Source organism: Mycoavidus sp. SF9855 (assembly GCF_024582735.1).
In the GTDB taxonomy this organism is placed as follows: Bacteria; Pseudomonadota; Gammaproteobacteria; order Burkholderiales; family Burkholderiaceae; genus Mycoavidus.
Window position 1 is genome coordinate 1,398,898 of sequence record NZ_CP102085.1, and the last position, 21,034, is coordinate 1,419,931.

At 47.6% G+C, this 21,034-nt stretch carries 29 protein-coding genes; 3 read left to right on the forward strand and 26 right to left on the reverse strand.

The window, feature by feature from the left end; genetic code table 11:
• The first annotated feature begins 6 nt into the window (after positions 1–6).
• Entirely contained in the window at positions 7–543 is a 537-nt protein-coding gene (locus NQD60_RS05365; protein ID WP_257099961.1) for a hypothetical protein, read from the forward strand.
• On the opposite strand, the gene NQD60_RS05370 is transcribed toward NQD60_RS05365, so the two are convergent.
• The 25 genes from NQD60_RS05370 to NQD60_RS05490 all read right to left on the reverse strand — a co-directional run bounded on the left by NQD60_RS05370 (position 517) and on the right by NQD60_RS05490 (position 19,226).
• Positions 517–1,041 carry a hypothetical protein gene (locus NQD60_RS05370; protein WP_257099962.1) on the reverse strand — a complete coding sequence of 175 codons (525 nt, stop codon included), beginning with the start codon at positions 1,039–1,041 and terminating at the stop codon, positions 517–519. The genes NQD60_RS05365 and NQD60_RS05370 overlap by 27 nt on opposite strands.
• 37 nt (positions 1,042–1,078) lie before the next feature.
• A complete protein-coding gene (locus NQD60_RS05375) occupies positions 1,079–1,375 on the reverse strand; it encodes a phage holin family protein (RefSeq protein ID WP_257099963.1) in 297 nt (98 codons plus the stop codon).
• Between the two features lie 75 nt (positions 1,376–1,450).
• Positions 1,451–1,876, reverse strand: coding sequence for a lysozyme (locus NQD60_RS05380; protein WP_257099964.1), 426 nt, complete (start codon positions 1,874–1,876; stop codon positions 1,451–1,453).
• Between the two features lie 64 nt (positions 1,877–1,940).
• A complete protein-coding gene (locus NQD60_RS05385; protein ID WP_257099965.1) occupies positions 1,941–3,017 on the reverse strand; it encodes a phage tail protein in 1,077 nt (358 codons plus the stop codon).
• Between the two features lie 150 nt (positions 3,018–3,167).
• Positions 3,168–3,362 carry a hypothetical protein gene (locus NQD60_RS05390; RefSeq protein ID WP_257099966.1) on the reverse strand — a complete coding sequence of 65 codons (195 nt, stop codon included), beginning with the start codon at positions 3,360–3,362 and terminating at the stop codon, positions 3,168–3,170.
• Between the two features lie 21 nt (positions 3,363–3,383).
• Positions 3,384–4,277 carry a hypothetical protein gene (locus NQD60_RS05395; protein ID WP_257099967.1) on the reverse strand — a complete coding sequence of 298 codons (894 nt, stop codon included), beginning with the start codon at positions 4,275–4,277 and terminating at the stop codon, positions 3,384–3,386.
• A gap of 106 nt (positions 4,278–4,383) precedes the next feature.
• Positions 4,384–4,938, reverse strand: a complete 555-nt coding sequence (locus tag NQD60_RS05400; protein ID WP_257099968.1) for a hypothetical protein — start codon at positions 4,936–4,938, stop codon at positions 4,384–4,386.
• Positions 4,939–5,093: 155 nt separating this feature from the next.
• A complete protein-coding gene (locus tag NQD60_RS05405; protein WP_257099969.1) occupies positions 5,094–6,620 on the reverse strand; it encodes a hypothetical protein in 1,527 nt (508 codons plus the stop codon).
• A gap of 166 nt (positions 6,621–6,786) precedes the next feature.
• The gene (locus NQD60_RS05410; protein ID WP_257099970.1) at positions 6,787–7,443 is read right to left on the reverse strand and encodes a DUF2612 domain-containing protein; all 657 of its coding nucleotides are present in this window, start codon (positions 7,441–7,443) and stop codon (positions 6,787–6,789) included.
• The gene (locus NQD60_RS05415; RefSeq protein WP_257099971.1) at positions 7,440–8,639 is read right to left on the reverse strand and encodes a baseplate J/gp47 family protein; all 1,200 of its coding nucleotides are present in this window, start codon (positions 8,637–8,639) and stop codon (positions 7,440–7,442) included. The genes NQD60_RS05410 and NQD60_RS05415 overlap by 4 nt, the downstream gene beginning before the upstream one ends.
• Positions 8,632–8,925 carry a hypothetical protein gene (locus NQD60_RS05420; protein ID WP_257099972.1) on the reverse strand — a complete coding sequence of 98 codons (294 nt, stop codon included), beginning with the start codon at positions 8,923–8,925 and terminating at the stop codon, positions 8,632–8,634. Before NQD60_RS05420 ends, NQD60_RS05415 begins: the two co-directional genes overlap by 8 nt.
• Positions 8,926–8,975: 50 nt before the next feature.
• On the reverse strand, positions 8,976–9,650 hold the full coding sequence (locus NQD60_RS05425; RefSeq protein WP_257099973.1) for a Gp138 family membrane-puncturing spike protein: 675 nt from the start codon (positions 9,648–9,650) through the stop codon (positions 8,976–8,978).
• Positions 9,650–10,501: a hypothetical protein gene (locus tag NQD60_RS05430; protein ID WP_257099974.1), complete on the reverse strand. Its 852-nt coding sequence runs from the start codon at positions 10,499–10,501 to the stop codon at positions 9,650–9,652. Before NQD60_RS05430 ends, NQD60_RS05425 begins: the two co-directional genes overlap by 1 nt.
• Positions 10,473–10,784 carry a hypothetical protein gene (locus NQD60_RS05435; protein WP_257099975.1) on the reverse strand — a complete coding sequence of 104 codons (312 nt, stop codon included), beginning with the start codon at positions 10,782–10,784 and terminating at the stop codon, positions 10,473–10,475. The genes NQD60_RS05430 and NQD60_RS05435 overlap by 29 nt, the downstream gene beginning before the upstream one ends.
• 10 nt (positions 10,785–10,794) lie before the next feature.
• Positions 10,795–11,319, reverse strand: coding sequence for a phage baseplate protein (locus NQD60_RS05440; protein WP_257099976.1), 525 nt, complete (start codon positions 11,317–11,319; stop codon positions 10,795–10,797).
• Positions 11,316–12,983, reverse strand: coding sequence for a hypothetical protein (locus tag NQD60_RS05445; protein ID WP_257099977.1), 1,668 nt, complete (start codon positions 12,981–12,983; stop codon positions 11,316–11,318). The genes NQD60_RS05440 and NQD60_RS05445 overlap by 4 nt, the downstream gene beginning before the upstream one ends.
• An 85-nt stretch (positions 12,984–13,068) precedes the next feature.
• Complete coding sequence (locus NQD60_RS05450) at positions 13,069–13,530, reverse strand: hypothetical protein (protein ID WP_257099978.1); 462 nt, start codon at positions 13,528–13,530, stop codon at positions 13,069–13,071.
• Positions 13,527–13,973, reverse strand: a complete 447-nt coding sequence (locus tag NQD60_RS05455; protein WP_257099979.1) for a hypothetical protein — start codon at positions 13,971–13,973, stop codon at positions 13,527–13,529. The genes NQD60_RS05450 and NQD60_RS05455 overlap by 4 nt, the downstream gene beginning before the upstream one ends.
• 22 nt (positions 13,974–13,995) lie before the next feature.
• Positions 13,996–15,489 carry a DUF3383 domain-containing protein gene (locus tag NQD60_RS05460; protein ID WP_257099980.1) on the reverse strand — a complete coding sequence of 498 codons (1,494 nt, stop codon included), beginning with the start codon at positions 15,487–15,489 and terminating at the stop codon, positions 13,996–13,998.
• A 10-nt stretch (positions 15,490–15,499) separates the two neighbouring features.
• Positions 15,500–16,039, reverse strand: a complete 540-nt coding sequence (locus NQD60_RS05465; RefSeq protein WP_257099981.1) for a hypothetical protein — start codon at positions 16,037–16,039, stop codon at positions 15,500–15,502.
• Positions 16,040–16,209: 170 nt separating this feature from the next.
• Positions 16,210–17,364, reverse strand: a complete 1,155-nt coding sequence (locus NQD60_RS05470; RefSeq protein ID WP_257099982.1) for a hypothetical protein — start codon at positions 17,362–17,364, stop codon at positions 16,210–16,212.
• A 161-nt stretch (positions 17,365–17,525) separates the two neighbouring features.
• A complete protein-coding gene (locus NQD60_RS05475; RefSeq protein WP_257099983.1) occupies positions 17,526–17,888 on the reverse strand; it encodes a hypothetical protein in 363 nt (120 codons plus the stop codon).
• Complete coding sequence (locus tag NQD60_RS05480) at positions 17,885–18,382, reverse strand: hypothetical protein (RefSeq protein ID WP_257099984.1); 498 nt, start codon at positions 18,380–18,382, stop codon at positions 17,885–17,887. Before NQD60_RS05480 ends, NQD60_RS05475 begins: the two co-directional genes overlap by 4 nt.
• Before the next feature lie 45 nt (positions 18,383–18,427).
• Positions 18,428–18,868, reverse strand: a complete 441-nt coding sequence (locus NQD60_RS05485; RefSeq protein WP_257099985.1) for a DUF4054 domain-containing protein — start codon at positions 18,866–18,868, stop codon at positions 18,428–18,430.
• Position 18,869: 1 nt separating this feature from the next.
• Positions 18,870–19,226, reverse strand: a complete 357-nt coding sequence (locus NQD60_RS05490; RefSeq protein WP_257099986.1) for a hypothetical protein — start codon at positions 19,224–19,226, stop codon at positions 18,870–18,872.
• A gap of 100 nt (positions 19,227–19,326) precedes the next feature.
• Here NQD60_RS05490 and NQD60_RS05495 point away from each other — a divergent pair, with 100 nt between their 5' ends.
• Together NQD60_RS05495 and NQD60_RS05500 are read left to right on the forward strand one after the other, a co-directional pair.
• Positions 19,327–19,632, forward strand: coding sequence for a type II toxin-antitoxin system RelE/ParE family toxin (locus tag NQD60_RS05495; protein WP_257099987.1), 306 nt, complete (start codon positions 19,327–19,329; stop codon positions 19,630–19,632).
• Positions 19,629–19,937 (forward strand): addiction module antidote protein, encoded by a 309-nt coding sequence (locus NQD60_RS05500; RefSeq protein WP_257099988.1) that lies wholly within the window; start codon positions 19,629–19,631, stop codon positions 19,935–19,937. Before NQD60_RS05495 ends, NQD60_RS05500 begins: the two co-directional genes overlap by 4 nt.
• Here NQD60_RS05500 and NQD60_RS05505 read toward each other — a convergent pair whose 3' ends face one another.
• A complete protein-coding gene (locus NQD60_RS05505; protein ID WP_257099989.1) occupies positions 19,938–21,032 on the reverse strand; it encodes a DUF2184 domain-containing protein in 1,095 nt (364 codons plus the stop codon).
• Positions 21,033–21,034: the final 2 nt, after the last annotated feature.

Here is a 21,034-nt window from a genome sequence, read left to right on the forward strand (position 1 = left end):
AAAATAATGATGATTTCTATGACTGAATCTTTTGGTCGTGTGAGGGACCTTGAGCAAGCACTTCAGGATAAGTATGAGAAATGGCTAATCTTGGGTTCTAAGCACCAAGCAATTAATGAATGCTATGCGATTGAATCTGATTCAAATGAATTTGATTTTGGGCTTGGTGTGGCAATTGCACGTATGATTGTAAAACCTAAATTGCTGCTTGTCGAAAGACATCAAACTCTATATGTAGCCTTTGATTCTTACTTAGCAGCGGTGTCTACTATCCAACCATCCCCAACTATTGAAAGCCGATTGTTGTGGCTAAATGGAGACTTTTTTGACATGGCACTATTGAAAAATGGAAACCTTTGCATTGTTCATGAAATAGGTGCGCAAGTTGTTACGAGAGACTTAACAGAGATATGGGATGTTCCCACAGACATTGTTACAGATTGGACTATCAATGATGAACAGGGGATACTTTCGCTGACCGAAATGGACACAGGGAAAGTTATAAATATCTCAATTTCAACGGGTGCTATTTTGCCAGCTTGAGGAGGAGCGCCGATCCTCTGCTATAGCGGACTGCTGCGTTTGCTGCAACTGTCGATAGAATGCCCTTAATCCAAGCGTCTGTTCGCGCCACTGCCAGCAGACGCTAGCGTTGAAGGCATTGATTGCTGCAATTTCAGCAAGCGAAATATTGGCGGGTTCTCGGTCAGACTGGGCGGAAGGTCCGGCAGGCTCGCCGGTAAATGCGGCGTTGTAGTGGCGCACGAAGCCAACGTTAACGCCAAAATGGACAGCATCAGCTTGCGTAACATAGACGGGTATTTCCTTAATTAGCGTGTCGCCTTTTTCTTTAATGATTTTGATGCGGTTGCGGTATTGAATCTCAATGCGAGTAGCGAGTTTGTACTGCGCTTGTGTAAGTTCGGCGTGCGCTATAGCAAGCTGCGCTTTATAGTGCACCAATGCTGAGTGTTCTTTTTGAATACGCGGCCCATAATAAAAAGAACCCGCACACCACACACCCAGGCTGAATGCAGCCATTGCAACGCCCAATAATCGGGGCCGTGGTGTTATCCAATCAATCCACATCTTGACTCGGATGTTTTTTAAACCAGCGCTGTACGATCAACTCGAGATAAGATTGTCCAAGAATCCCCAAAGCTGCGCCTAGGCCCGTAATTGCCATTAAGGGCAATTCAGGAAAGAGCATCAGGACCGAGCTAGCAGCGATACTCAGTCCTGCGCCTACGATGATCCGTCCAATAATAAGCCGAGTGGTGATTTTCTCGCCACCCGTGAGTAATTTCCCAATTGCGATAGCGGCACCTATTGCGGCCAGGGTTACTATTGTTCGATTTTGTTCTTGAAGATCCATATTTTTCCCATAAAAACGTATGCGGTCGGTACACGGTCAGCCATCATTGCTTCGCTCTGTATCTCACTTTCTCCCTTATGCTTTTCCAGTGCGCATCATGTTGGTTAGGCGTTGTGACCTTGCGCCAACTTGTTTCGCCCATTTCGAGGCGAGCATACCGTTAGCTGCTGCCGCATAATCAGCGCCTTGCATCGCGGTTAATGTGTCAACGAAAGTAAGGAGTTTCCCGCCCAGATTGAAGGCCATATTGATTAAGACACGCTGCCGTACCATATCTAAAGTCCTCCACCAGGGGAGAGCGTGATCGAGCCACGTCAGCGTTCTTGCTATATCGTTTTCTAAAAGGGTGGTGCATTCGCTATGAGAAATACCGATATCGCTTAGATTGCGCCCTACGCCAATCGTCATTTTTCCGACGGTATCCAGATAAGGCTTGAGGCGCTGCCCTTCATCACGTTTCAACTCGAATGTGAGCGCCGCCATATCAAAGGTTTCGGTCATATTTTTTTGAGGTTGGGTAGTCACAAAAAAACCCAGCTTGAGGCTGGGTTCATGCTTGCATAGGCTAATATCGAATCATGGCCAGTAGCGCAATATTGCGTGGGCGGGTTTCGTTCTCGGCAGTACCACCCGGGTTAGGTGTACCCGCTTCTTCCTTAGGTGCGTTGTGGTTATGTGATTCAGTAGCTCCAGTTTGCCAACTGCTCATGAACGCTCCACCACCGTGACCTGGCCCCCGGTAAGGTACTAGAGTCATGTTAGATTGCCAACTGCCAATATGCCGCCCTTGATCTACCCCGCGCCCATCGTCCCAACACCGAATAAATTCACCTCGCAAGTCGGGAATGCGAAAGGTGCTAACTCCATCTCCGGATGAAAAACAGCCATATTTGTCTTTGTGCCATTCTGCTTCATCGACTAGTGCACCGCTCGCCAAGGCATATTCCCAGAGGTTGGAATAGGTCTTTCGGTCAATTTCCGCCCCATCGCATTTGAGATAGCCTGCGCGTGCGTTGGTGCGCGCTTCAAATACAATTTGTCCAACATGGTGTGAGGATGCGGCTATCGCTTGTTTAACGCGTAGCGGTGTCATGATGGTTTTGTTGTCTAGGCCTTCAACGGCTTCTCTTTCAGAGGCAATTGCGAAGGCAATAGAGACATCAATGACTTGTGCAACGCGAAGCGGCGTCATAATGGAGTGGTTATCGGTGCCGTCTACAGCTTGCTCTACGGAAGCAATCGCTGACACGACACGCATCCATTTTTCAGGGTCGCTGGGTGCAGTGGTGTTGTGATCCCCTAAGGATTCGTACAGGCTCCAGGGCTCCGTTTCGTTTGTGCGATAGCGTACGCGTGCGCCTTGCGCATAGGGGAAAGGTTCGCCGTCATTATCGGTTGCACTCACCCATTCAGGCGTGCCGCACGCTTGATATTGCTGCAATACGTCGGTAATTTCGTAGAATATGGCGTTAAGCTTCGTGCGTTCGATGGGTTTGGCGAGTGGGTCGATTGCTTGGTCGCGCTGATAATCGTAGCCATACCCTTGTTCATAGCTCACATCGCCGGTAATTTGGGTGTCGTTGGGGACAGCTTCCCGATCACCGAGTATGGCAAAGGGTTTGGTAAAGAATTTTTGTTTCATACTGCACTCCGAAAATGTGTAACGCCATAAAAATAAATAAATCCTTTCTTTCTTATGCCGCTTCATTTTCTTTGTATTAGGCATGTCCCCCTTTTAATTAAAATTAAGCCATTTCAGCGAAGCGACGAATGTGGCCTCTTGGAGCGTGGCTCATGCTTTATCTGACGTGGGGAAGATCGCTTGTGGATAGCCGTGCGCATCGGCAGCAATACGTGCGCCTTGCGCATTAGCAGTGAGTAGGGCTTGATGTGTCTGAGACGTGATCTCAACCCTATCAGCAGGTAGCGTAACGTGTACGTCGCTATCGTAAAAGCCGCCGGTTGTTGCTGAGTAATACAGTGTCATTGTCTGATCTCCCGCTTATTTTTAATGGCCAATCGCAAACCAACTGATATTCCCGGGATAGTGATTGCCCTCGTGAGTAACAGCGGCTGCAAAAAATTTAGTTTGATCTCGAATACTGTAATAAAGGCTCGATGCAGGCGTTGTGTCAATAAAGCTAAGCTGAACCGTAAATACCGCATTTGGAAAACTCAGTGGGAACCAAATTTCACTATCATCAGCATCTAATACCGCCTTATTCCATTGCAAAATCAAGCCACTCGGTAGCACTTGATAATTCGGCTTGAGCTCTGGAAAAGTCCGCTCTTCTCGCCGCACATACCGGCGATCGCCTTGCTGAGGATTCAGGTAGCGTGTATCTGCCTCTTCCGGTTTCAGATAGTGGGTATCCACATAATCCGTGCGTGCATAATTTGACGTCACAAATTGTTGCGTTGCATAGGCCTGCGCCACCCGTAACGGTGTCATGATCGTGCTGTTGTCGGTTCCTGCAAGGGCTTGCTCTTGCGAGGCGACCTCCGACACCGTACGCGCCCATTTCTTCGCATTGCTGGGTGTCGCAGTGTTGTTATCGATCAAAGATTCGTATATTTCCCAAGGGTCGGTATCTTTTGTTCGATAGCGCACCCGTGCGCATTTTGCATAGGGATAGGCTTTGCCCTCGTTATCCGTTTTCGCAATCCATTCAGGCGTCCCGTCTACCTGATATTGCTGTAGCACCTGAGTAATGTCGTGGAATATGGCGTTAAGCTTCGTGCGTTCGATGGGTTTGGCAAGTGAGTCGGTTGCTGGGTCGCGTTGATAATCGTACCCATAGCCTTGTTCATAGCTAACGTCGCCGGTAATTTGGGTGCGGTTTGGGACGCTTTCGCAATCGCCTGCCGCTGCAAATGGTTTTATGAAGAATTTTTGTTGCATTGCTCCTCCCAACTTTGCCCCAAAAAAAAAGCCCTCTAGGAGGGCTTTTTCAATGAGGCTTATTGAATAATTATTTTTATTCAGCCTTTCTTTTATAGTAATTTTTTCATCCTAAATTATTTGGATTCAAAAATTTCCCAAGCATATTTGCCAATTTTTCCTCTGTTAACTGGGAAGCCTGCATTTGCTCAAGGTTCGAATTTACATGAGTAAGGGTAGTTTCTAATCCACTAATCTTCTGATCTTGCCGCTTAATAATCTCCTCCAACTCTTCAATCTTTTTCGCTTGCTCCAGATTAGGAGGTGTGTTGGGGCGCGAGCTGGACGTGGAACCTACTAGGGTGGTGGCTTGGGAGTCGTTGGAAGAGTTGGAGTTTAACGATGTTATTGAAGTAGCACGTGATCTTGCACCATATCTTTCTAATAGCGATTTAGCTTCTTCACGAGTCAAATATTTTGCATCCTGCTGTTGTTGATTAGCTTTAATATCTTTTAACTCGTTTAGAATGGCTACAGTATTATCTTGTATTTCAATAGCCTCTAATTTATTAAGAATGGCAGCAGTATTATCTTGAATCGGTTTGTTAAATTTATACATTGCTGCAAAAGTTGCAGGATGATTTGCCACATCAGGAATTCCTCCACTCCCACCACTATTCATTTTTTTTGCCTTTTTCAATAAATCTAATACGGGTCTAAAGACGTTTTTGTTCAGTTCTATTCGCTCTTCTGTAAGCTGCGTAATTTTTTCAGTAGGAGCATATTTTGATAAATTTAAAACAAGAAAAAATGGGATTTATTTTAATGCTCGAACGCTCATGCCAATTTTGCCTTTAAAAATGCCATCATCTCATTTTGCTTTTCTCTTATTTCGGCTAATTCATGAGTATGTCTTTCTTCTTGCCGCTTAATAATCTCCTCCAACTCTTCAATCTTTTTCGCTTGCTCCAGATTAGGAGGTGTGTTGGGGCGTGAGTTGGACGTGGAACCTACTAGGGTGGTGGCTTGGGAGTCGTTGGAAGAGTTGGAGTTTAACGATGTTATTGAAGTAGCACGTGATCTTGCACCATATCTTTCTAATAGTGATTTAGCTTCTTCACGAGTTAAATATTTTTGATCCTGCTTTTGCTGATTAGCTTCAATAGCTTCTAATTTATTTAGAATGGCTACAGTATTATCTTGTGTTTCAATAGCCTCTAATTTGTTAAGAATGGCAGCAGTATTATCTTGAATCGGTTTATTAAATTTATACACTGCTGCAAAAGTTGCAGGCTGATTTGCCACATCAGGAATTCTTCCACTCCCACCACTATTCATTTTTTTTGCCTTTTTCAATAAATCTAATACGGGTCTAAAGACGTTTTTGTTCAGTTCTATTCGCTCTTCTGTAAGCTGCGTAATTTTTTCAGTAGGAGCATATTTTGATAAATTTAAAACAAGAAACAACAAAGCGATGCAGGATGTTATTCCCCCCGCTACTAAAGGAAGAAAAGATAATACAAATGTTGCTCCCAAAACATGCGCTATTAACGAACCCAACCCCCCTAATAAACCCGGTATCGCCGTTAATATAAAGGAAGCCCGCTCTAATAGACCAGACTTGGGCGGGGTGTTTTCGTCAAGGGCTAGAAACCTGTCAATTTGTTCTACGTGCTTTTCTATCAGGTCTTGCACCACCCAGATATTAAGGACATGCACAGAAATACTATCGTGAACTTGCTCTAATAACATCGTAGTAAATTCTTCGGGCAACAGGACCATTTCTTGATTTTCTGTCTCACCGGATAAAGCAGTGAGGACGGGTTCTGTAATCCAGTCTATTTCATTCTTTATGTGGTGCACATCTTTGCAAATTTGATGAAGACAAACTAATAACTTACTGGCCTGTTCCATCTCCGCTTTAAGAGCAGTGCTTTCATCGGCAGAAAGAAACTGGTTTTTGGCCCAAGAAGTATGAACCGCTTTATTGCATTTTTCAAACCGCTTAAAAGCATCGCTCAGTGTATCGCGTAATATGTCATGCGCATGCATATCCAATTCAGTGTCAAAAAGTACATTGATACCATTAAGATCAAATGCAATTTTTGATGTCTCTTCATTCGCAGACTCTGGAAAAGAAAATAAATCTACGGCCCCTTCGACTACCTCATATTCTAGATGGTCTAATTCTGCACGCTCGACAAGCGTTCCTTCGCTACATGTATTATTTCTACTGCCTATCGAGGATGCGCTACTACCTGCACTGACGGGCTTTTCCTCATAGGAAGTCGCTTTTTTTTCAGATATCGTCTTTGCTTCAATAGGGGGATGCGCAATAGTACATGCCGTATTAATACGCATCATTATGCAAACCTCCCTTTTCTCTAGAAGCACGGCGAACGCAAATCTTATCGCTCAGCCGGATCCTATACTCTGTAAGTAAGGTTCGTACACCCGATATTGGCCTGAATATTTTGCTCAGGGGTGTATCTAAAAAAATGGGTATTTCATGCGTACGGCCGTAGGGCGCTCATCTTAAAAAGGTTCCATGCTCAAAATTTTTATTCTGCATACCCAAACCAAATGAAGGCCGAGTGGTAATAATCCGGCGCACGCCGACCCCTGCTGGGCGCGGTAATAAGTCGTAGTGATCGAGTATGAATGCCAGCCCCGGGCTCGGCTGATACGTGAATACATAAATAACGTAGCTCATATCGTGCGTATCCAGCACATAGACCGGCCCTTGATCGCCCAATAGCACTTTCATAAATTGGTTAATTTCAGGGATCGTACCGCGTGAGACGAGCTGAAAGTAGCGCAACCGTAATACGGTACGTTTTTGTTCTAGCGTCAGTTTGACCGTTGAGGAAGATTGACTTCCGAAACTGCCATGCCCGAAATTTTTATTAACAGCACCAAACCCAAATACGGGTGTGCCTGACTGGGTCGGGTCTACTGTCACGCTTAACGGTACGCCCAGTAAGGCAGACCACACCGAGAGCCCAAAATCGTTAGCAGTACGTAAATCAAAAATATCCCGTATCCAGCTTTCCCAAAATTCCGTATGGTTATTCGCGTACCACGCTTGTTTATGCTCAAGCAGGCCTCGCAGATTATCGGCATCGTTGTATTGCCAAAGCAGCGCCTGCAATAGGTCGATGGAAAAATCGAACGATTGGATTTTCATAGTACGACTACCTGGATAGCTGAGGGCGTGATAAATGCCTTTTCCCACATGTTGAGCTTAATTTCAGTGGTTACGTATTCAACCGGCTTGTGGTTAGAGATTTTTACTTCCTGTACGTAAATACCTGGCACACCACGGTTAACCGCGGTGGCAAGCTCAAACGGGGAGACACTCGTCCCCAACCTAAAACCCTTGTCATTTTCAAGCTGGTTTTCGGCATAGGTCGTGATTGCATCGCGCACGGCATTTTGTGGGTCAGTAACGGACGAATCAATACGTACCTTGACACATACTAGGAAATGGCGAGGGGTTGGCCGATCAAATAACACGCTGTATGCCTGCCCTGAAGCGGTGTTGATAGCTTGAAGAGCCACCGCGCCATTCCAACCCGCGCCCGCGCTCTTATTCTTCAACAGTGCCTGTGCAATATCGGTATCCATTCCTCCATCTACACATACCCATATCGAGTGTGGTTTCATCGACACGCCGTCGATGATTTGTGCCACGCTCTCGGTGTTTTCTCGAAATTGCAGACTTTTTACGCCTTCTATCGCAGACAGGGCAGAGGTGATTGCCTCAGAAAGGGATATCCCTTGTAAAGCGAGCGTGCGCTTGCGCTGCGCACGTAAACTTTCGTCGGATTGCTCACTTTGTCCAAGTGTTGCATTCTCAGCGTTATAGACGGTTTCCCAACCAAGCACGTTATCGACAATATGCACTAGCGCACCCGCGGTTGCGGCAATCGGGCCGTATTCGACGGAATGAAAATCTACTTTTCCCGTTCCATCTTGAGATAGCCGAGTTGCGCTAATGGTGCTAAATAAATCTCCGGCTTGCGTGCGTGCTCGCGCGCCTTCGTCAATGAACGTATGCGGGACGCCTGTAATGTCTACGTTTGCAAGGGTGGAACGGGTCGCCTTTGCGCGCTCTAGCCCTGTTAACGCGCATATCGCATCTAGAAATACCCCGCCTGCCTGGTTGGGGTTTATCTGGTTGGCCAGGGCGGCATTGTTGCGTATCACCGCATTACGCCCTAGCGCGTCCGCGGTCATCAGCACGCCTTGCGGCGTTTCTGCCTCAACGGACAAATTATTGCCGAATACGCTGCGCCATTCGTTTTGTATGGTTTCTAATACGGTAGCGGTATCCGGCACCATCACGCCGGTATGCGTCAAATAATCATAAGGCTTAGCCATAGTTCGCCAGATCGGTTAGGCCGAAAACGGTTTTAATAGTGGCGTGATAGCGTAATGTGTCGTTAACAATAGCCACTTCAAAGGTTCGAATATCGATCACCCCATCGATTGCGCGTAGTGTTTGTCGCGCATGGGCCTCAAACTGCGCTAGATTGGTGTTGTGCCAGACGACTTCCCGCAGAGGCATCCCCCGATCTAAGGCAAGTACCATTTCGCCCAATTGGGCCTGCATCGCGTGCTGACAGTTTTGCTTGATGGCTTCGATTCCACGTACTACAGCTAACATGCCATCAGTACCGAGATAGAGGTCATTACGTTGATTCGTTGCAAGGCTTTTCAAACTGGCCCCCCGCTTATGTCAATACCGCTACGAACGCCGTTATGGCAGTGACTCTCAGCAGGCGTGTCACCAAAGGTTACGCCGCCGCGTCCAATTACACGGCCATTTGTCGTGAAATTGCCAGTGCAATTCACCTCTGCTGCCTGCAACTCAATAGTCGGTGCGGTTATTTTGATCTTGTCGGATGAAAGAGAAATACGGACTGCGCCATCCGTGCTTTGTAGCACCGCATGAGTGGCATCTTCCTCTGCCAGCGTGTAATGACCCATCACATGGGGGATGAACAAACCATCTGAAAATGAATGCAAGCGTTGGGTGTTGGGTCCTGCTTCTGTGCCGGATTGCAGATAAAGGGAAATATCTCGATCATTGGCTTTAATCCAGCCAGTGTCCCCTGGTTTCAGGGGAAAACTTAACACAAAATCCCCGCCACCCAGGGCCAAAACAGGTACGCTTACAAGCAATGGGCGCGATACGGTCTCGTTCTCCGTCGTCAATACCCTAATTTGGGGCTGCACGGTGGCAACGTTGCGCCTGTGGTCATACGTAACGATCTTCGCAGGTAACATATCATCGACACCTTGCATGAATTTTTTAAACACTTCGCGCAATGTGCCCGCTAATCCGCCTGCATTGGCGGGATCGTGGCTGGGAATTGCGTTATCGTTCATCAATTTGGCCCTATGCGTTTAGCCTCCGCGATCCAGTAAAAGGGGGTATCACGGTTGGCGATTTCAAAATGCAATTTAAAGATGACGTAATGGCCCAATGCAGCGGGGTTGAGTGTGCTATCTACAGTCAATGCGCCGCCTAGGCGCGTTGTCTTATCTAAAAGATATTTCACTTTGACGCCGTATTCAGTGAGTTCGGGAATGCCAATCATCCCTGTGGACTCGCTTATTAGACGTGCTTCGCTGCGTAATGGGGTATGGCTATTTTTTACGACTAATGTTTGGTCATCCACGAAAGCGTTCACGCCGCCCACTTCGCCTAACCGCTCGATTTGTTTAAGCGCGCTGCCCGTAAAAGCATAGTTAGCGATATGCTTATCTATCGCTTCAAAACGCAATGCCAGCCCAAGATCATCTGCAATTTGTTGTGCAATGGTGAGAAGCGGAACTTTTTCCGCTTGGCTGCGGGCGATGATGTTGCCCTTTTGAAACTGTCCAGTCGAAGCTTTAAATATCAGTGTGATATCGGGTGGCTGTGACGGTAGGCAGCTTGAAATATCGCCAACAAACACCAGCGATAAGCCTGTAGAACGGCGGCCTGCATAAAGCATAATGCGCTTGGGGGTGCGATTCTGATTAAATGGACTGGTCTCTGTCAGCAGATATTCACGGTCTGGTTTTGATAAGTTCGCTACCCGAATATCGGCCTCATTTTGCAACGTATTAGCGAATTTGGTACCGCTGGCGCTGATTGTTAGGTTGTCATAAGTCTTTAACTTACCGTTGATCTCGATGCCAATACGAACAATGCGCGGATCGAGTTCATTCACGGCTGGTTTCCAACTCGGCATGGCTCACATATAACAAAGCGTGGGTACTCTCAAATTTCGTATAGTCTGGATATTCGCCGTTCTCGGTGTCAAATATGAAATTTCCACTGTCATCTTCCTTATAGCTTGGTAACAGCATCGCCCTAGGATGACATCGCAGGCTTTGTACAAGCAAAGTTTCATCGCGGGTAATGGTGGCGGCCATTACGCCCGCTGTCGCCTGTATCGTGATCTCGTAGCGGCGATCCTCTAACCGAATGGATAGCGATTGATTCGCAGTAGCAATAAGCGGAATCTGCATCATGGTGATGGTTTCAAAATAAGAGCTCGTGAAGCGTGGATTGCTTTTTGGTCGGCTTTCCCGATTGCTCGCCACGTTGCACGGTCGAGGCATGGGATTTATTTCTCACCTTTTGAGGGGGCAAGTCTTCGTATTGTGCTTTTACTAATAAAACTTCTTTCAGCCTAAGTGAGAGCATGATTGAGTCGAAAATATCCGGGTCTTCCTCGTGCGGCATGTTCGTAATCAACATATTGGGATAGCGGCCTGCCTTGGTTTGCACGCTGAAAACCTGTCCATTTAGATAGGCTTCTCGGATTTGTGCATAGGTGTTTCGATATGCGGTAGAGGGCAGCATCATCGATAGCTCAATTTCGACCGGCAAAAGAATACGGTGATCGGTAATTGTTGCGCCCGACTCAATCGGGTGCTCCATCGTCTTGGATGCCTCTTTAACCGTTGATTTTATCGGCCTCGCATCAACAAAACACTGCGCAAAGCTATCATCGAACAAGCCGACTACATCGATAGCAGCCGTGGGGAAGAATCCGGCAATCACGCGGCCACCCCATCATCAAAATGCTGTAATGTCGTGCTCAGTTCGCGCTCTAATCCTTTGCTGAGTGCCTGTTGGATAGCCGCACCATCGGACGCTTGCGTATGAATAGTGATCGGTCCGGTCTGTACGCTGGTGTTTTTGCGCACAGTGCGGTTTGCGTGCAGGATGCTGTTTGACGTCTGCGCAGAAAGGGGAATGGACGTGAGCGCCAGCGCCTGCTGACCGGCCATAAAACGGCTGTTTTGCGCATTCGCAGCCTGGCTGATACCGAAAAAAGATTTGACCTTATCTATTGCGTGGCCAATAACCTTCACGCCTTGCGAGGCAGTGCCAATAGTCGCATCGATGGCGGCGGTGATACCATCCCATACAGCCTTTACGGTATTCCCTACCTGAGTGAATACACCCCCTATCGCGTCTATGCTCGATGTGAGCACGGGTATCTTATTAAGCAGTGTATTAAATGTAGCCTGTACGGTTGCGGAGAAACGCTCGAGTGCTTTCTCTGGTTTATGGATAAGGTCTACGATCAAAGTTAGCCCTGCTTTTACCAGCTCGAATAAGAACGAGAAAACATGCGCCACCACACGCACGACTTCGCCCAATAACGACCAACGTTTGGTGAATTCTCCGATCAGGGAATCCTGGCCGTCCAGGAAATGCATCACATCTTCGTAGGCCAGTGCAAATACAGCGCCTACTGCGGCAATCGCGGCACCTAGTAAGAGATAGGGGCCTACAAGCGCCAACGTAGCGGAGGCGGCTTTCAGAACGGCGGGTAAATAGAGTGTGGTGAGCACCGCAGCCAGTCCGATAAAAAATCCCTTTACCAGGTCTTGGTGCTGCGCGAGATAGCTTGTGAGGGCTTCGAATTGCTTAAGCAGCCACGTTAGAGCAGGCATAACAGTAACGGCCATCGTCGTGAATAGATATCTAAACACCTGTCCCAGATTATCTAATGCCACTTTGTTCTTTTCTAGTTGCTCGGTATATTGTTTGGTGGTTTGCGCATCGGCTTTGTTAAGTACGCCTAACGCTTTATGTTGCTTAATTTGGTCTTCAATGGCGCGTTGACCTTTTTGAAGTAAAGCAATGGTCGCTTCATCCAGCCCGATTTTTTTGCCTAATTCGGCGGACTCTGTTTTGCTGAGCAGCTCAAAGGATTGGGCGATATCGAGCAGTAACTGCGGTGTGGTTTTGAGTGTGCCATTCACATTACGGAAATGCACGCCGAGTTGTTGCAGTAATGGGCCGATCTCCCCTTTGCCTGTTTTAGCAAAGTCATGGAGCTTTTCGTTAAGGTCGATAAGCGACTGTCTAAATACGGTGCCGCTTCCTCCCGCCCGTCTGGCTGCCTCGCTCCATGCCTGCAGCGTATCGAACTCTATCTTTAGCGCGTTAGCGCTTTTGCTGATTTCGCTCGCGTTTGTCACCGCATGGGCGACGCCAGAAACCAATGCACCTACTGACAGCACACCTGCTAGTGCGCTGGTTGCCACGCCAATCAAAGATTGAAAGGATTTGCCTAGTTGTGTCGTAGCCAGATTGGCATGCTGGATTTTCTTTTCCAGTTTGTCGGTGGCGGTTTCGGCCTCTTGCGCGCCTTTTTTAACGGCCTGGGCGTCCGCCTCAAAGAGAATATAGAACGTTTCTAGGATGCTCATTGCGTGGTCCTTTTGAGTGCTTCTACCGCAAGCCATTCGTTATATCGCGGAATGGCGATGCTCTCCCATAGAATCAAAGCATCTTCTAAGGTGTAGAGGGTTCGGAGTTCATGGAGGGTGGCGCGTCCTTCGGAAAGTATTGCCCCAACCAACCCATCAACGTTTTGGTAATCCACGCTGCCGCCTTGCCCTCGACACCGCCCAAGAAAGTTGAGATCTTTCCTATTGACAAAAAAGAGGTGTTGTAATCCATCATGTGGAACTCGATTTTCATCAATGTTTCGTAGTCGGGTACATGATTGTTCACGAGTGCATGAGTCGATAAACACAACGGACCGTTATCGGCTGGCACCGCGACAAAGCCCATAATCTTGAGCATAAGGGCTTCGTTGGTTTTGTAATCCCCAAGTTTAGGGACCGCGCTAATCGGGTATTGCGATACGATCTCACGGCCTGCGATGGCGGGGAATTTTGACAAAATATACGTGCGATCTTCGCCTGCCATGGTCTTGATCGTGATTTCTTTGGGTTCAAGTAGGGTGCTCATAGGGTTCCTGTGCGGTTTTCAAATACAAAAGTGTAGGGTTTGCTTTTCATCCTCCCGGCGCTGGCTACGCTGTTAGCGGGCATGCCGCCGGTAATGGTGCCATTGGTCAAGGTAAGAAGGCCCCCATTCTGGTAGGTCGCTATCAGGGTGATAATGTCCTTTGCACTTTGCTTACCGCTGCCAACCCGGTTTGCCTCAAGCAGGATAGCCATATTAATGTCGTCATCGCTTGCGGGAATGAGGTTAAGCGTGATCAAAATTGGGCTGGCTTTAGACCAAACAATCAAATCGCCGTTAAGTCCCATTCCCGTCTCATTAATCTGAAGGCTCGGTATATCGAACGGGTCGCCATCATCGGCAAACTGTGTAACGCTGAATCCGGCGGGGAATGTTTTGCTTGCGCATATATGTACGCTAAGGCCGAAACCGGAAATATTTTGCATCGCTTCGTCTCTATATACTGATTCAAATTAAGATATGGCTTCCTTCCACTTTGCGGATAGCGTCGTCTTTGCTGTAGATGAGGGTATAAACGGCTTTGGATTCGCTGTGGCCATCTTCTTTAACAACAGTCTCAAATACACAATCGAGCCAGTAACCGATGGTTTGTACTTGTCGCCAGGCGTTAGCGTCGCCAGTCATGTTGGTGATATACAGTTGCTGTGTGTTGTTTAGGTTTTTGCCAACGCTGACCGTGCCGTTGAACAGCGCTTGATTAATGACACTTTGCAATGTCGCAATCAGTTGTCCGCGTCCTTGGGCATTGGCTGACACTTTTGCAAGTGACATCAACAATTCCATAATCGCGCTACCAGCCGCATCATTGAGCCATTGTTCATTGGCGTAAGCATTCATATCGGTTGGCGCGCTTGCACCGCCCATCAACACGCCACGTTGATAAAGGTCCAGCATCTGACCGCCTTTTTGTGTGCGACCGTAATAATTGATACGTAAGGCATCTAGACGGGCCGAATCTGCGGGTTCTGTCACGCTAGGCGTGAGCGCTGCCGACTGAAACATATAACTTTGGGTCGCGTTGCGGCGGCTGTAATCCGTTGCCGCTAGAATCATCATGGGAAGTTGCTCGGGGTATTCATGAGCGGCCCCTGCAAGCGTTAAACCCGTTCCGGCATAGTTCTTTAGTGCTTCGTAATAATCAAAGGCATCTCTCGACAGGACGCTTGCTTGAAACTGGTACATCACGTTCTGCGCCGCATTCCATTTGGCCGCCTCTACCATTTCATCTTTTGATAGCGTAGGCATGAACGCGAAAGAGCCAAAGTTGTTAGATTTGTCTGTTGAGATAGTCAATACCTCGCTCACGCTTTCAACCAAGGCACCGTCCGCAAAGATGGCGTGCTCGTTCCAGCCGAGCATGTGGTTAATCGTTCCTTCTGAAATGGCGATTTTTGTATTCGCGGAGGGGTTTGTCGTCGTTAAATTAAATCTACTGTTCACCGCATCAAAGGTGACTACGGCATCCGCCCATAACGGGCCGGCGCCCGCCTCGCGAATTCCAGTTTGTACGATGGAGGCCACTTCACTGTGGCTGGTGATGCTTTCAAACGATAGATTTTTAACTAAATGTGTGTCGGTCCCGAGTGTGAGCGTAAGCACACCCGCTTTGACTTCTTTAAATTCGGCTAAAGGCGTGGTGATGGCGGCCCCAAAAATCATAGGTGGCGTTTCCGTATTCACCCAACGCGCAAAACTTATTTTCTGAGGACGCGTGATATTTTTTGATATCCAACTGAAATAAAAAAGCGCCCTCAGATATTCCTCGGAAAGTGTACCGAAATACCCCCTCACACCGTCTGCACTATCAAATTCGATAATGGCTTTAGGTGGTAGCAATGTATTCGTGGTAAAAAATCGCCCGATCAGGTCGCGCCGCCGCACACCAGCTGCCGCCCCTACGCCAGAAGTAATGTCTACATATTTAGAAAAGGGAATCGCCATAACTATTTCCTTAAGTGCGATACGGGTTTAGTGCACATGTTTGCACCGCTGGCACGCGGCTTGTGAGCGTGCGCGAATGGGTCAACGTAAAATCGAAAGAGGGGCTGGCCGCGAACTGGTCTCGGTCGTCAACAAAGTAAATCTGGCGTAGGTCTCGCACACGGTAGATACCGATTTCGTGCTTTCGCAGCGCATGGCGGCTTGCATCGCTTTGTAAGATCATGGCTACCAGATTTAATACATCCGATGCAGTCGGCAATTCGGGTTGTTCAGGATGCTGGGGAACCAGTGCATTGAACTGAAACGTAGTCTCTATGGCTACAGACTCCATATGAATAAACGCTTTGGCGTCTTGATCCCATATGCTTTTACGCTGAGGGTAGCCGTAGCGGTAATCGCCGATCTTGTGCAATAAGACCATCGGGCTACTTGATAGTCCTTGCTGCGTTGGCTGGTATTGCTGCTTGATAGCGACATTAATAACGCCTTCTGCGCGCAGCCCATCCCGAATCAACGGCAGCAGGATGCGAAAGAGTTGGTTATCGGTCATACATTTTTTTGCATAGCCCCATCCAAAAGCCGTCCATTAAAAAAGCCCTCTGAGAGGGCCTTGTTCATTTCAGCTAGATATTTTTATTTCAAAAAAATACCCATAAAAAAGTCTTTAAAGAAAAAGAATTTTTTATGGGTTTCTCGGTACTACAATTAAGAAAATTACTTTTATGCGTTCTTATTTATATTTTTCATAGCAGATGCCATTAATTGCATGTTGTATTCTCTTAATTGTTTATTTTCTTCTCTAAGCCTTGCATTTTCCGCTGCTAACTCAGCATCAGGGCTAGCTGACTCAGAGCGAGAAGCCAGAACTCTATCGAGTTTTTCACTAACTTCATTAACTTTTGCAAAAGCGATAGATGTAGCACGAAGTGTATTGTCTACACCTTGGCCCAATTTGTCCAATTTTACAGAGTCCATTTTCTTTTTAAATTCCTTATGAGCAGAACGTATTGTCTCGTGGCACTGTATTAATTGCCGTGTACTGGAAGAAGCTCTTTCTGCACACGCATTTTTGTAATCAGGCCACTTTATTATGATGCCGAAAATAACACCTACTACCCAGGCAGAAGTTGCAAGAGCCTGTGGTAACACAGCCGTCATAGAGAACAATCCTAGAGTTCCCAGAATATACCAAATTAAGCCCATAAAAGGAGCGACTAACCCCGCAACAAATAACACGCCTAAAAACGCTTTCGCAGGGCTTGGCAGGCTTTTTTGAAGCTTGACTATCTCAACTACGATGTTCTCTATCAACGGCTCTAGGGAGCTAATATCTTGAGCACTAACCGACTCTTTGGGATGCGCTACCAGCGTTTGGATAATTTGGCATATGCTATCTACAATACGCAGTGCTTCGTTAACCCGTTCCTGCAAAAATGCACTATGTGTCTCTTTCGCAGTCTCGAGGCCAATATGGGTAACAGGGCCAATCGGATCCTTTACTTCTAATTTAGCTATCGTCTCGCGTTCTTTCTCGCAAATCTCCTTGAACTTATTTAACCCGCCTTTGGGGTCCGCTATCTTTGTGTAGTGCGCATTTGTCGTGCTGATTATGCGCTCACACGTACTCAAAATTTTATGGGTGCTCTGGTTTTCTGTAAATGCGAAGTGCGTGCTAATAGCGTAATCTGGTGCGCTCGGATTGGTCAATGCAGAACGACTATCGTCTACTATGCATAGGCCCCTTTCATCCGTTATTTTCTGTTCATAGGCAGGGTCAGCACGTTGCTTGCCTTTTCCGGTATACGGGCCAACCGTACTAATATAAATAGGTGTGCTGGTACTTGAGGAGCAAGCGGCATTAGTGGATGGACTCAAAGCCGCCCCCTTTTGCCTTTTTGGCACCTAATAGGGCGAATAAAATTACCGCCCTCCGAAAAGTCTTCTCTTTATTCATTGGCACTGTTTACCAATAAATATCAAGCTCCTGCATACAATAAACACCTGATAATTTACCTACAAAGTCAATTTCAGTTCGGTTAATGTATCTGTACGCAAAGCGCACCATCCCACCCGTCTATGTGATACCAATCCGCATCCGAGAGCACTTGATAACGCTGGTGAGCAAATTCGATTTGATCACTAGAACGGTCTCTACCAATGTCTTGTAATGGCTTACAGGCATAGACGCGGATATACCTTTTCTGAAAATCCAGCCCCAGGTATGGATACACATTGCGATCTACTGCTTGCACACTGGCGTATAGGGTTTCGGGCGGCGCATAGCGATTAAGATCAATACCGATCTCGTTCGTCTCGCGTCTGATGAAACGGTAATATTTGATGCATTGCTTGCCGATAACCGATAACGCAAGGCTGAGCACATTCGCGCCGGGCGTCATGATTTGTTTTCGACTAGGTGGGTAAGCGTATTCAGGAGCACGCCGGAATCCACTAAGGGCTTCGCTATCGTGAGCGAGACTACGCGCCCCTGCTTTTTGCCGCGCAAACGCGCTTTAACCGTTTTAACCTTTAAAGGCGGCATATGGAGCTGCGAAATGGCCTTTCGGATATCCCCAGCAGCTTTAGCGCCTATCTTTTCCATTGCGGTAGAAGTAGTCTCTGTGCCACGAAACACTCCTGTCAATCCCGCCTGTGCGAGGCTAACCCACTGTGCGCGCTGCGCTTGCAGTGTCGGGCGCATCGTGGCACGCGTTGGGATGTTTTTCTCCGGCACGCCATATTCATGTATCGCCGCCACATAGGCTACCGGCGTGCCGTTTTCGTATTTCGAGGATTCAAACCATCCGACCTTTGCGACTTTGCTATCAATCTGCTTGAGCGCGTTATAGAGACGAGCGCCACCAGGACCGAGCGTGCGTTTCACCTTGGTCATCGGTGGTACTCCTCACCATGTCTTTTGATAAAAAAGGGGAAAACGTCAGGGATATATTCCATGAACCCGGCGAAACCCTGAGCCCTCAGGCAACCCGCCAATATAGAAACCACCGGCAGCACTGGCTGACAGCAATGCTAAGAGCTGCTGCCCGTAGGGGGTGAGTGATAACCACCACTGCCATTGCGATTTAACGGGGGGCGGCGTCAGGGTGACCGCTACTTTGTCTACGGTAGATGCGGATACCATGCTTGGCATCTGGCCCGCTTTGACAATGTCGGCCAAAGCCACTAGATGCGCCGTCATCAAATGCAGTGCTTTTGCGCGGCTCTCGCCTTGTAGATAGCCGTAGTTTTCCGGACTGATATAACCGATTGCAGCGTTCCAGGTTGCTACGAGCGAAGCCTCAGAATAGGCCGTGTTATCGGCAAATGCCGGAAAGGACGAGCGAAAGGCATTAAGATCAAATTGGATGAGCCTGCTCATCTCACTCACCCTTGGTTTTGGGTTGCTTCTTCTGGGGGAAGTCCTGCGGCACCAGTGGAGATGAGCCATCTCTGCTAGTCATATCGGCGGCGATTTTTTCAGGATCGATTTTTGCACGCTCGACACGGATAAAGCCTCGCTCAATATGCCGTTGAAAAGCTTCATCTGCTTCTAAGAGTGCCAAATCCTCATCAGATACTTTTGTGACGCTCCCATACGATGTGACCAGCTCTTTACTGGCCATGCCCGCACCGCCTTTAATCACAATGGAGTGGCTCGCAGTGGGTAAATCATTGCCGCTTGGCATCCATACGCGATAATTCGTATCGCATGTCATTGTCGAATAGACATACTGCATATAATCTCCAGTCAAATAGCATACATTTCGTCAAATAATCCAAAAATTCCGCACCAAACTGGACTTGCCTTAATGTAACTTATAGGCTACATTTAATATCATGATTGAAATTATCCAAAGTACGACATTTAGCGCCTGGTTGAGTGATCTGAAGGATCGACAGGCACGAGCGCGTATCCAAGTGCGGCTTGATCGTATAAGAAATGGAAATTTTGGTGATGTAAAGCCAATTGGTAACGGTTTAAGCGAAGCTCGTATTCACTATGGAAATGGTTATCGCCTCTATTTTTTACAGCATAAGAAAGAACTGGTTGTGTTGTTGTGTGGCGGAGATAAAAGCACTCAAAGTAGGGATATAGAGCAGGCAAAACGCATTGCACAAGAATGGACGGAGTCAATACTATGACCGAAAAATTTACTCGATACGATACAGCTGAATATCTGAAAACCGATGAAGATATAGCGGCTTATTTCGATGCTGTACTGGAAGAGAATGATCCTCAATTGGCTGTACAAGCGTTGGGTACCATCGCACGCGCTAAAGGAATGAGCCAAATTGCACAGGAGACGGGACTTGCCCGCGAAAGTCTATACAGAGCACTTTCTGACACAGGTAACCCGGAATTTGCCACTGTATTTAAAGTGATCCGTGCGCTTGGCTTACAATTGCACGCCTCACTGCCCCCTATCCAGTATAACGTTGCAGGCTAGTTAAAGCCCACAACAACGCACGACCGCATAGGGGCGTTTGCACATGACACCGGCTGTTGCATTGGAGTACGCCTCTTCATATCCTTTCGTCAGTTGCTGAACACCAAGCAGCCGGAATTTCGCGGGTACGATCTGCACAAAAGTATGGCCACCGTCTGTCGATAGATCACTCACGCTTTCTGCATAGAGATAGGCCACGTTGTCGCCGCCGTGCGCCGCATCCAACTCTGGACAAGATACAACACGAAGCGCCGGATAGGTGTCTTTTAACCATGCGTGCACGGAATTTCCGAACGCCGAAGTGACGGATAAATAATCTACTACTGACGTACCTAAGACGAGTGTAAGGGCGTCATTTTTTGGATCGATTACGCCGCCTGCTTGGCTACGCAGATCAGCTACCATAGTCCGAATATCAGCAGTAATTTCTAAAAAAGATTTGTCTTTCCATTTTGTCGAGTTGGTAGTGCCTTTACCTTTTGGCAGCGTGCCGTATGGCGGTAGGCTGGGATCATTTAATAGACCATAGGTGCGATTTTTACCGTCGTTGTAGCCATTAAAACCAATCCGGTTTCTGGCAATTTCGAGTGCCTCCGCCGCGGCTTTGCGCTTGCTGGAGGCGCTATCTACGGACATATGTGATGCGCGTATTTCTTCTAGTGGAACGGCACGCATCCCTTCTTCAAAGCGTACTACCGTGCGCCGCTCAAAATTCACGTTCCAGGACGATAGCGGCACATTTGTATAATCCCCGTAGGGAATGGCTGTTCCAGTCAGTTCCATCAACCCCTGGACGATTTCTTCATCCTCCCAAGCGCCCGCGGTCAGGATGCCTACACACTTATCAATGGTGCGTGCTTTCGTGATGACTTGCACAAAACCTGGCAACCAGTTTTGCAAAAATTGTACGGGCGTTGTAATACTCGATATAGTCAAACCAGGCATAGCGGCAGGCATGGCATCCATCATGCTATGCACCATGCCTTCATCCATGCCAATCCCGATTTTGGAGAGTGCCTGGTATCCATCTACATTGGACAGTTTGAGCGCTTGTACTGCACGCGGGCCGATGTACGAATGTTCTTTGCTTTGCATAT

Bases quoted from the DNA above. Each gene is read 5' to 3' on its own strand.
- NQD60_RS05365 (WP_257099961.1), top strand. From the start codon at position 7: ATGATGATTTCTATGACTGAATCTTTTGGTCGTGTGAGGGACCTTGAG.
- NQD60_RS05370 (WP_257099962.1), bottom strand. From the start codon at position 1,041: ATGGCTGCATTCAGCCTGGGTGTGTGGTGTGCGGGTTCTTTTTATTAT.
- NQD60_RS05375 (WP_257099963.1), bottom strand. From the start codon at position 1,375: ATGGATCTTCAAGAACAAAATCGAACAATAGTAACCCTGGCCGCAATA.
- NQD60_RS05380 (WP_257099964.1), bottom strand. From the start codon at position 1,876: ATGACCGAAACCTTTGATATGGCGGCGCTCACATTCGAGTTGAAACGT.
- NQD60_RS05385 (WP_257099965.1), bottom strand. From the start codon at position 3,017: ATGAAACAAAAATTCTTTACCAAACCCTTTGCCATACTCGGTGATCGG.
- NQD60_RS05390 (WP_257099966.1), bottom strand. From the start codon at position 3,362: ATGACACTGTATTACTCAGCAACAACCGGCGGCTTTTACGATAGCGAC.
- NQD60_RS05395 (WP_257099967.1), bottom strand. From the start codon at position 4,277: ATGCAACAAAAATTCTTCATAAAACCATTTGCAGCGGCAGGCGATTGC.
- NQD60_RS05400 (WP_257099968.1), bottom strand. From the start codon at position 4,938: ATGAATAGTGGTGGGAGTGGAGGAATTCCTGATGTGGCAAATCATCCT.
- NQD60_RS05405 (WP_257099969.1), bottom strand. From the start codon at position 6,620: ATGATGCGTATTAATACGGCATGTACTATTGCGCATCCCCCTATTGAA.
- NQD60_RS05410 (WP_257099970.1), bottom strand. From the start codon at position 7,443: ATGAAAATCCAATCGTTCGATTTTTCCATCGACCTATTGCAGGCGCTG.
- NQD60_RS05415 (WP_257099971.1), bottom strand. From the start codon at position 8,639: ATGGCTAAGCCTTATGATTATTTGACGCATACCGGCGTGATGGTGCCG.
- NQD60_RS05420 (WP_257099972.1), bottom strand. From the start codon at position 8,925: ATGTTAGCTGTAGTACGTGGAATCGAAGCCATCAAGCAAAACTGTCAG.
- NQD60_RS05425 (WP_257099973.1), bottom strand. From the start codon at position 9,650: ATGAACGATAACGCAATTCCCAGCCACGATCCCGCCAATGCAGGCGGA.
- NQD60_RS05430 (WP_257099974.1), bottom strand. From the start codon at position 10,501: ATGCCGAGTTGGAAACCAGCCGTGAATGAACTCGATCCGCGCATTGTT.
- NQD60_RS05435 (WP_257099975.1), bottom strand. From the start codon at position 10,784: ATGATGCAGATTCCGCTTATTGCTACTGCGAATCAATCGCTATCCATT.
- NQD60_RS05445 (WP_257099977.1), bottom strand. From the start codon at position 12,983: ATGAGCATCCTAGAAACGTTCTATATTCTCTTTGAGGCGGACGCCCAG.
- NQD60_RS05450 (WP_257099978.1), bottom strand. From the start codon at position 13,530: ATGAGCACCCTACTTGAACCCAAAGAAATCACGATCAAGACCATGGCA.
- NQD60_RS05455 (WP_257099979.1), bottom strand. From the start codon at position 13,973: ATGCAAAATATTTCCGGTTTCGGCCTTAGCGTACATATATGCGCAAGC.
- NQD60_RS05460 (WP_257099980.1), bottom strand. From the start codon at position 15,489: ATGGCGATTCCCTTTTCTAAATATGTAGACATTACTTCTGGCGTAGGG.
- NQD60_RS05465 (WP_257099981.1), bottom strand. From the start codon at position 16,039: ATGACCGATAACCAACTCTTTCGCATCCTGCTGCCGTTGATTCGGGAT.
- NQD60_RS05475 (WP_257099983.1), bottom strand. From the start codon at position 17,888: ATGACGCCCGGCGCGAATGTGCTCAGCCTTGCGTTATCGGTTATCGGC.
- NQD60_RS05480 (WP_257099984.1), bottom strand. From the start codon at position 18,382: ATGACCAAGGTGAAACGCACGCTCGGTCCTGGTGGCGCTCGTCTCTAT.
- NQD60_RS05485 (WP_257099985.1), bottom strand. From the start codon at position 18,868: ATGAGCAGGCTCATCCAATTTGATCTTAATGCCTTTCGCTCGTCCTTT.
- NQD60_RS05490 (WP_257099986.1), bottom strand. From the start codon at position 19,226: ATGCAGTATGTCTATTCGACAATGACATGCGATACGAATTATCGCGTA.
- NQD60_RS05495 (WP_257099987.1), top strand. From the start codon at position 19,327: ATGATTGAAATTATCCAAAGTACGACATTTAGCGCCTGGTTGAGTGAT.
- NQD60_RS05500 (WP_257099988.1), top strand. From the start codon at position 19,629: ATGACCGAAAAATTTACTCGATACGATACAGCTGAATATCTGAAAACC.
- NQD60_RS05505 (WP_257099989.1), bottom strand. From the start codon at position 21,032: ATGCAAAGCAAAGAACATTCGTACATCGGCCCGCGTGCAGTACAAGCG.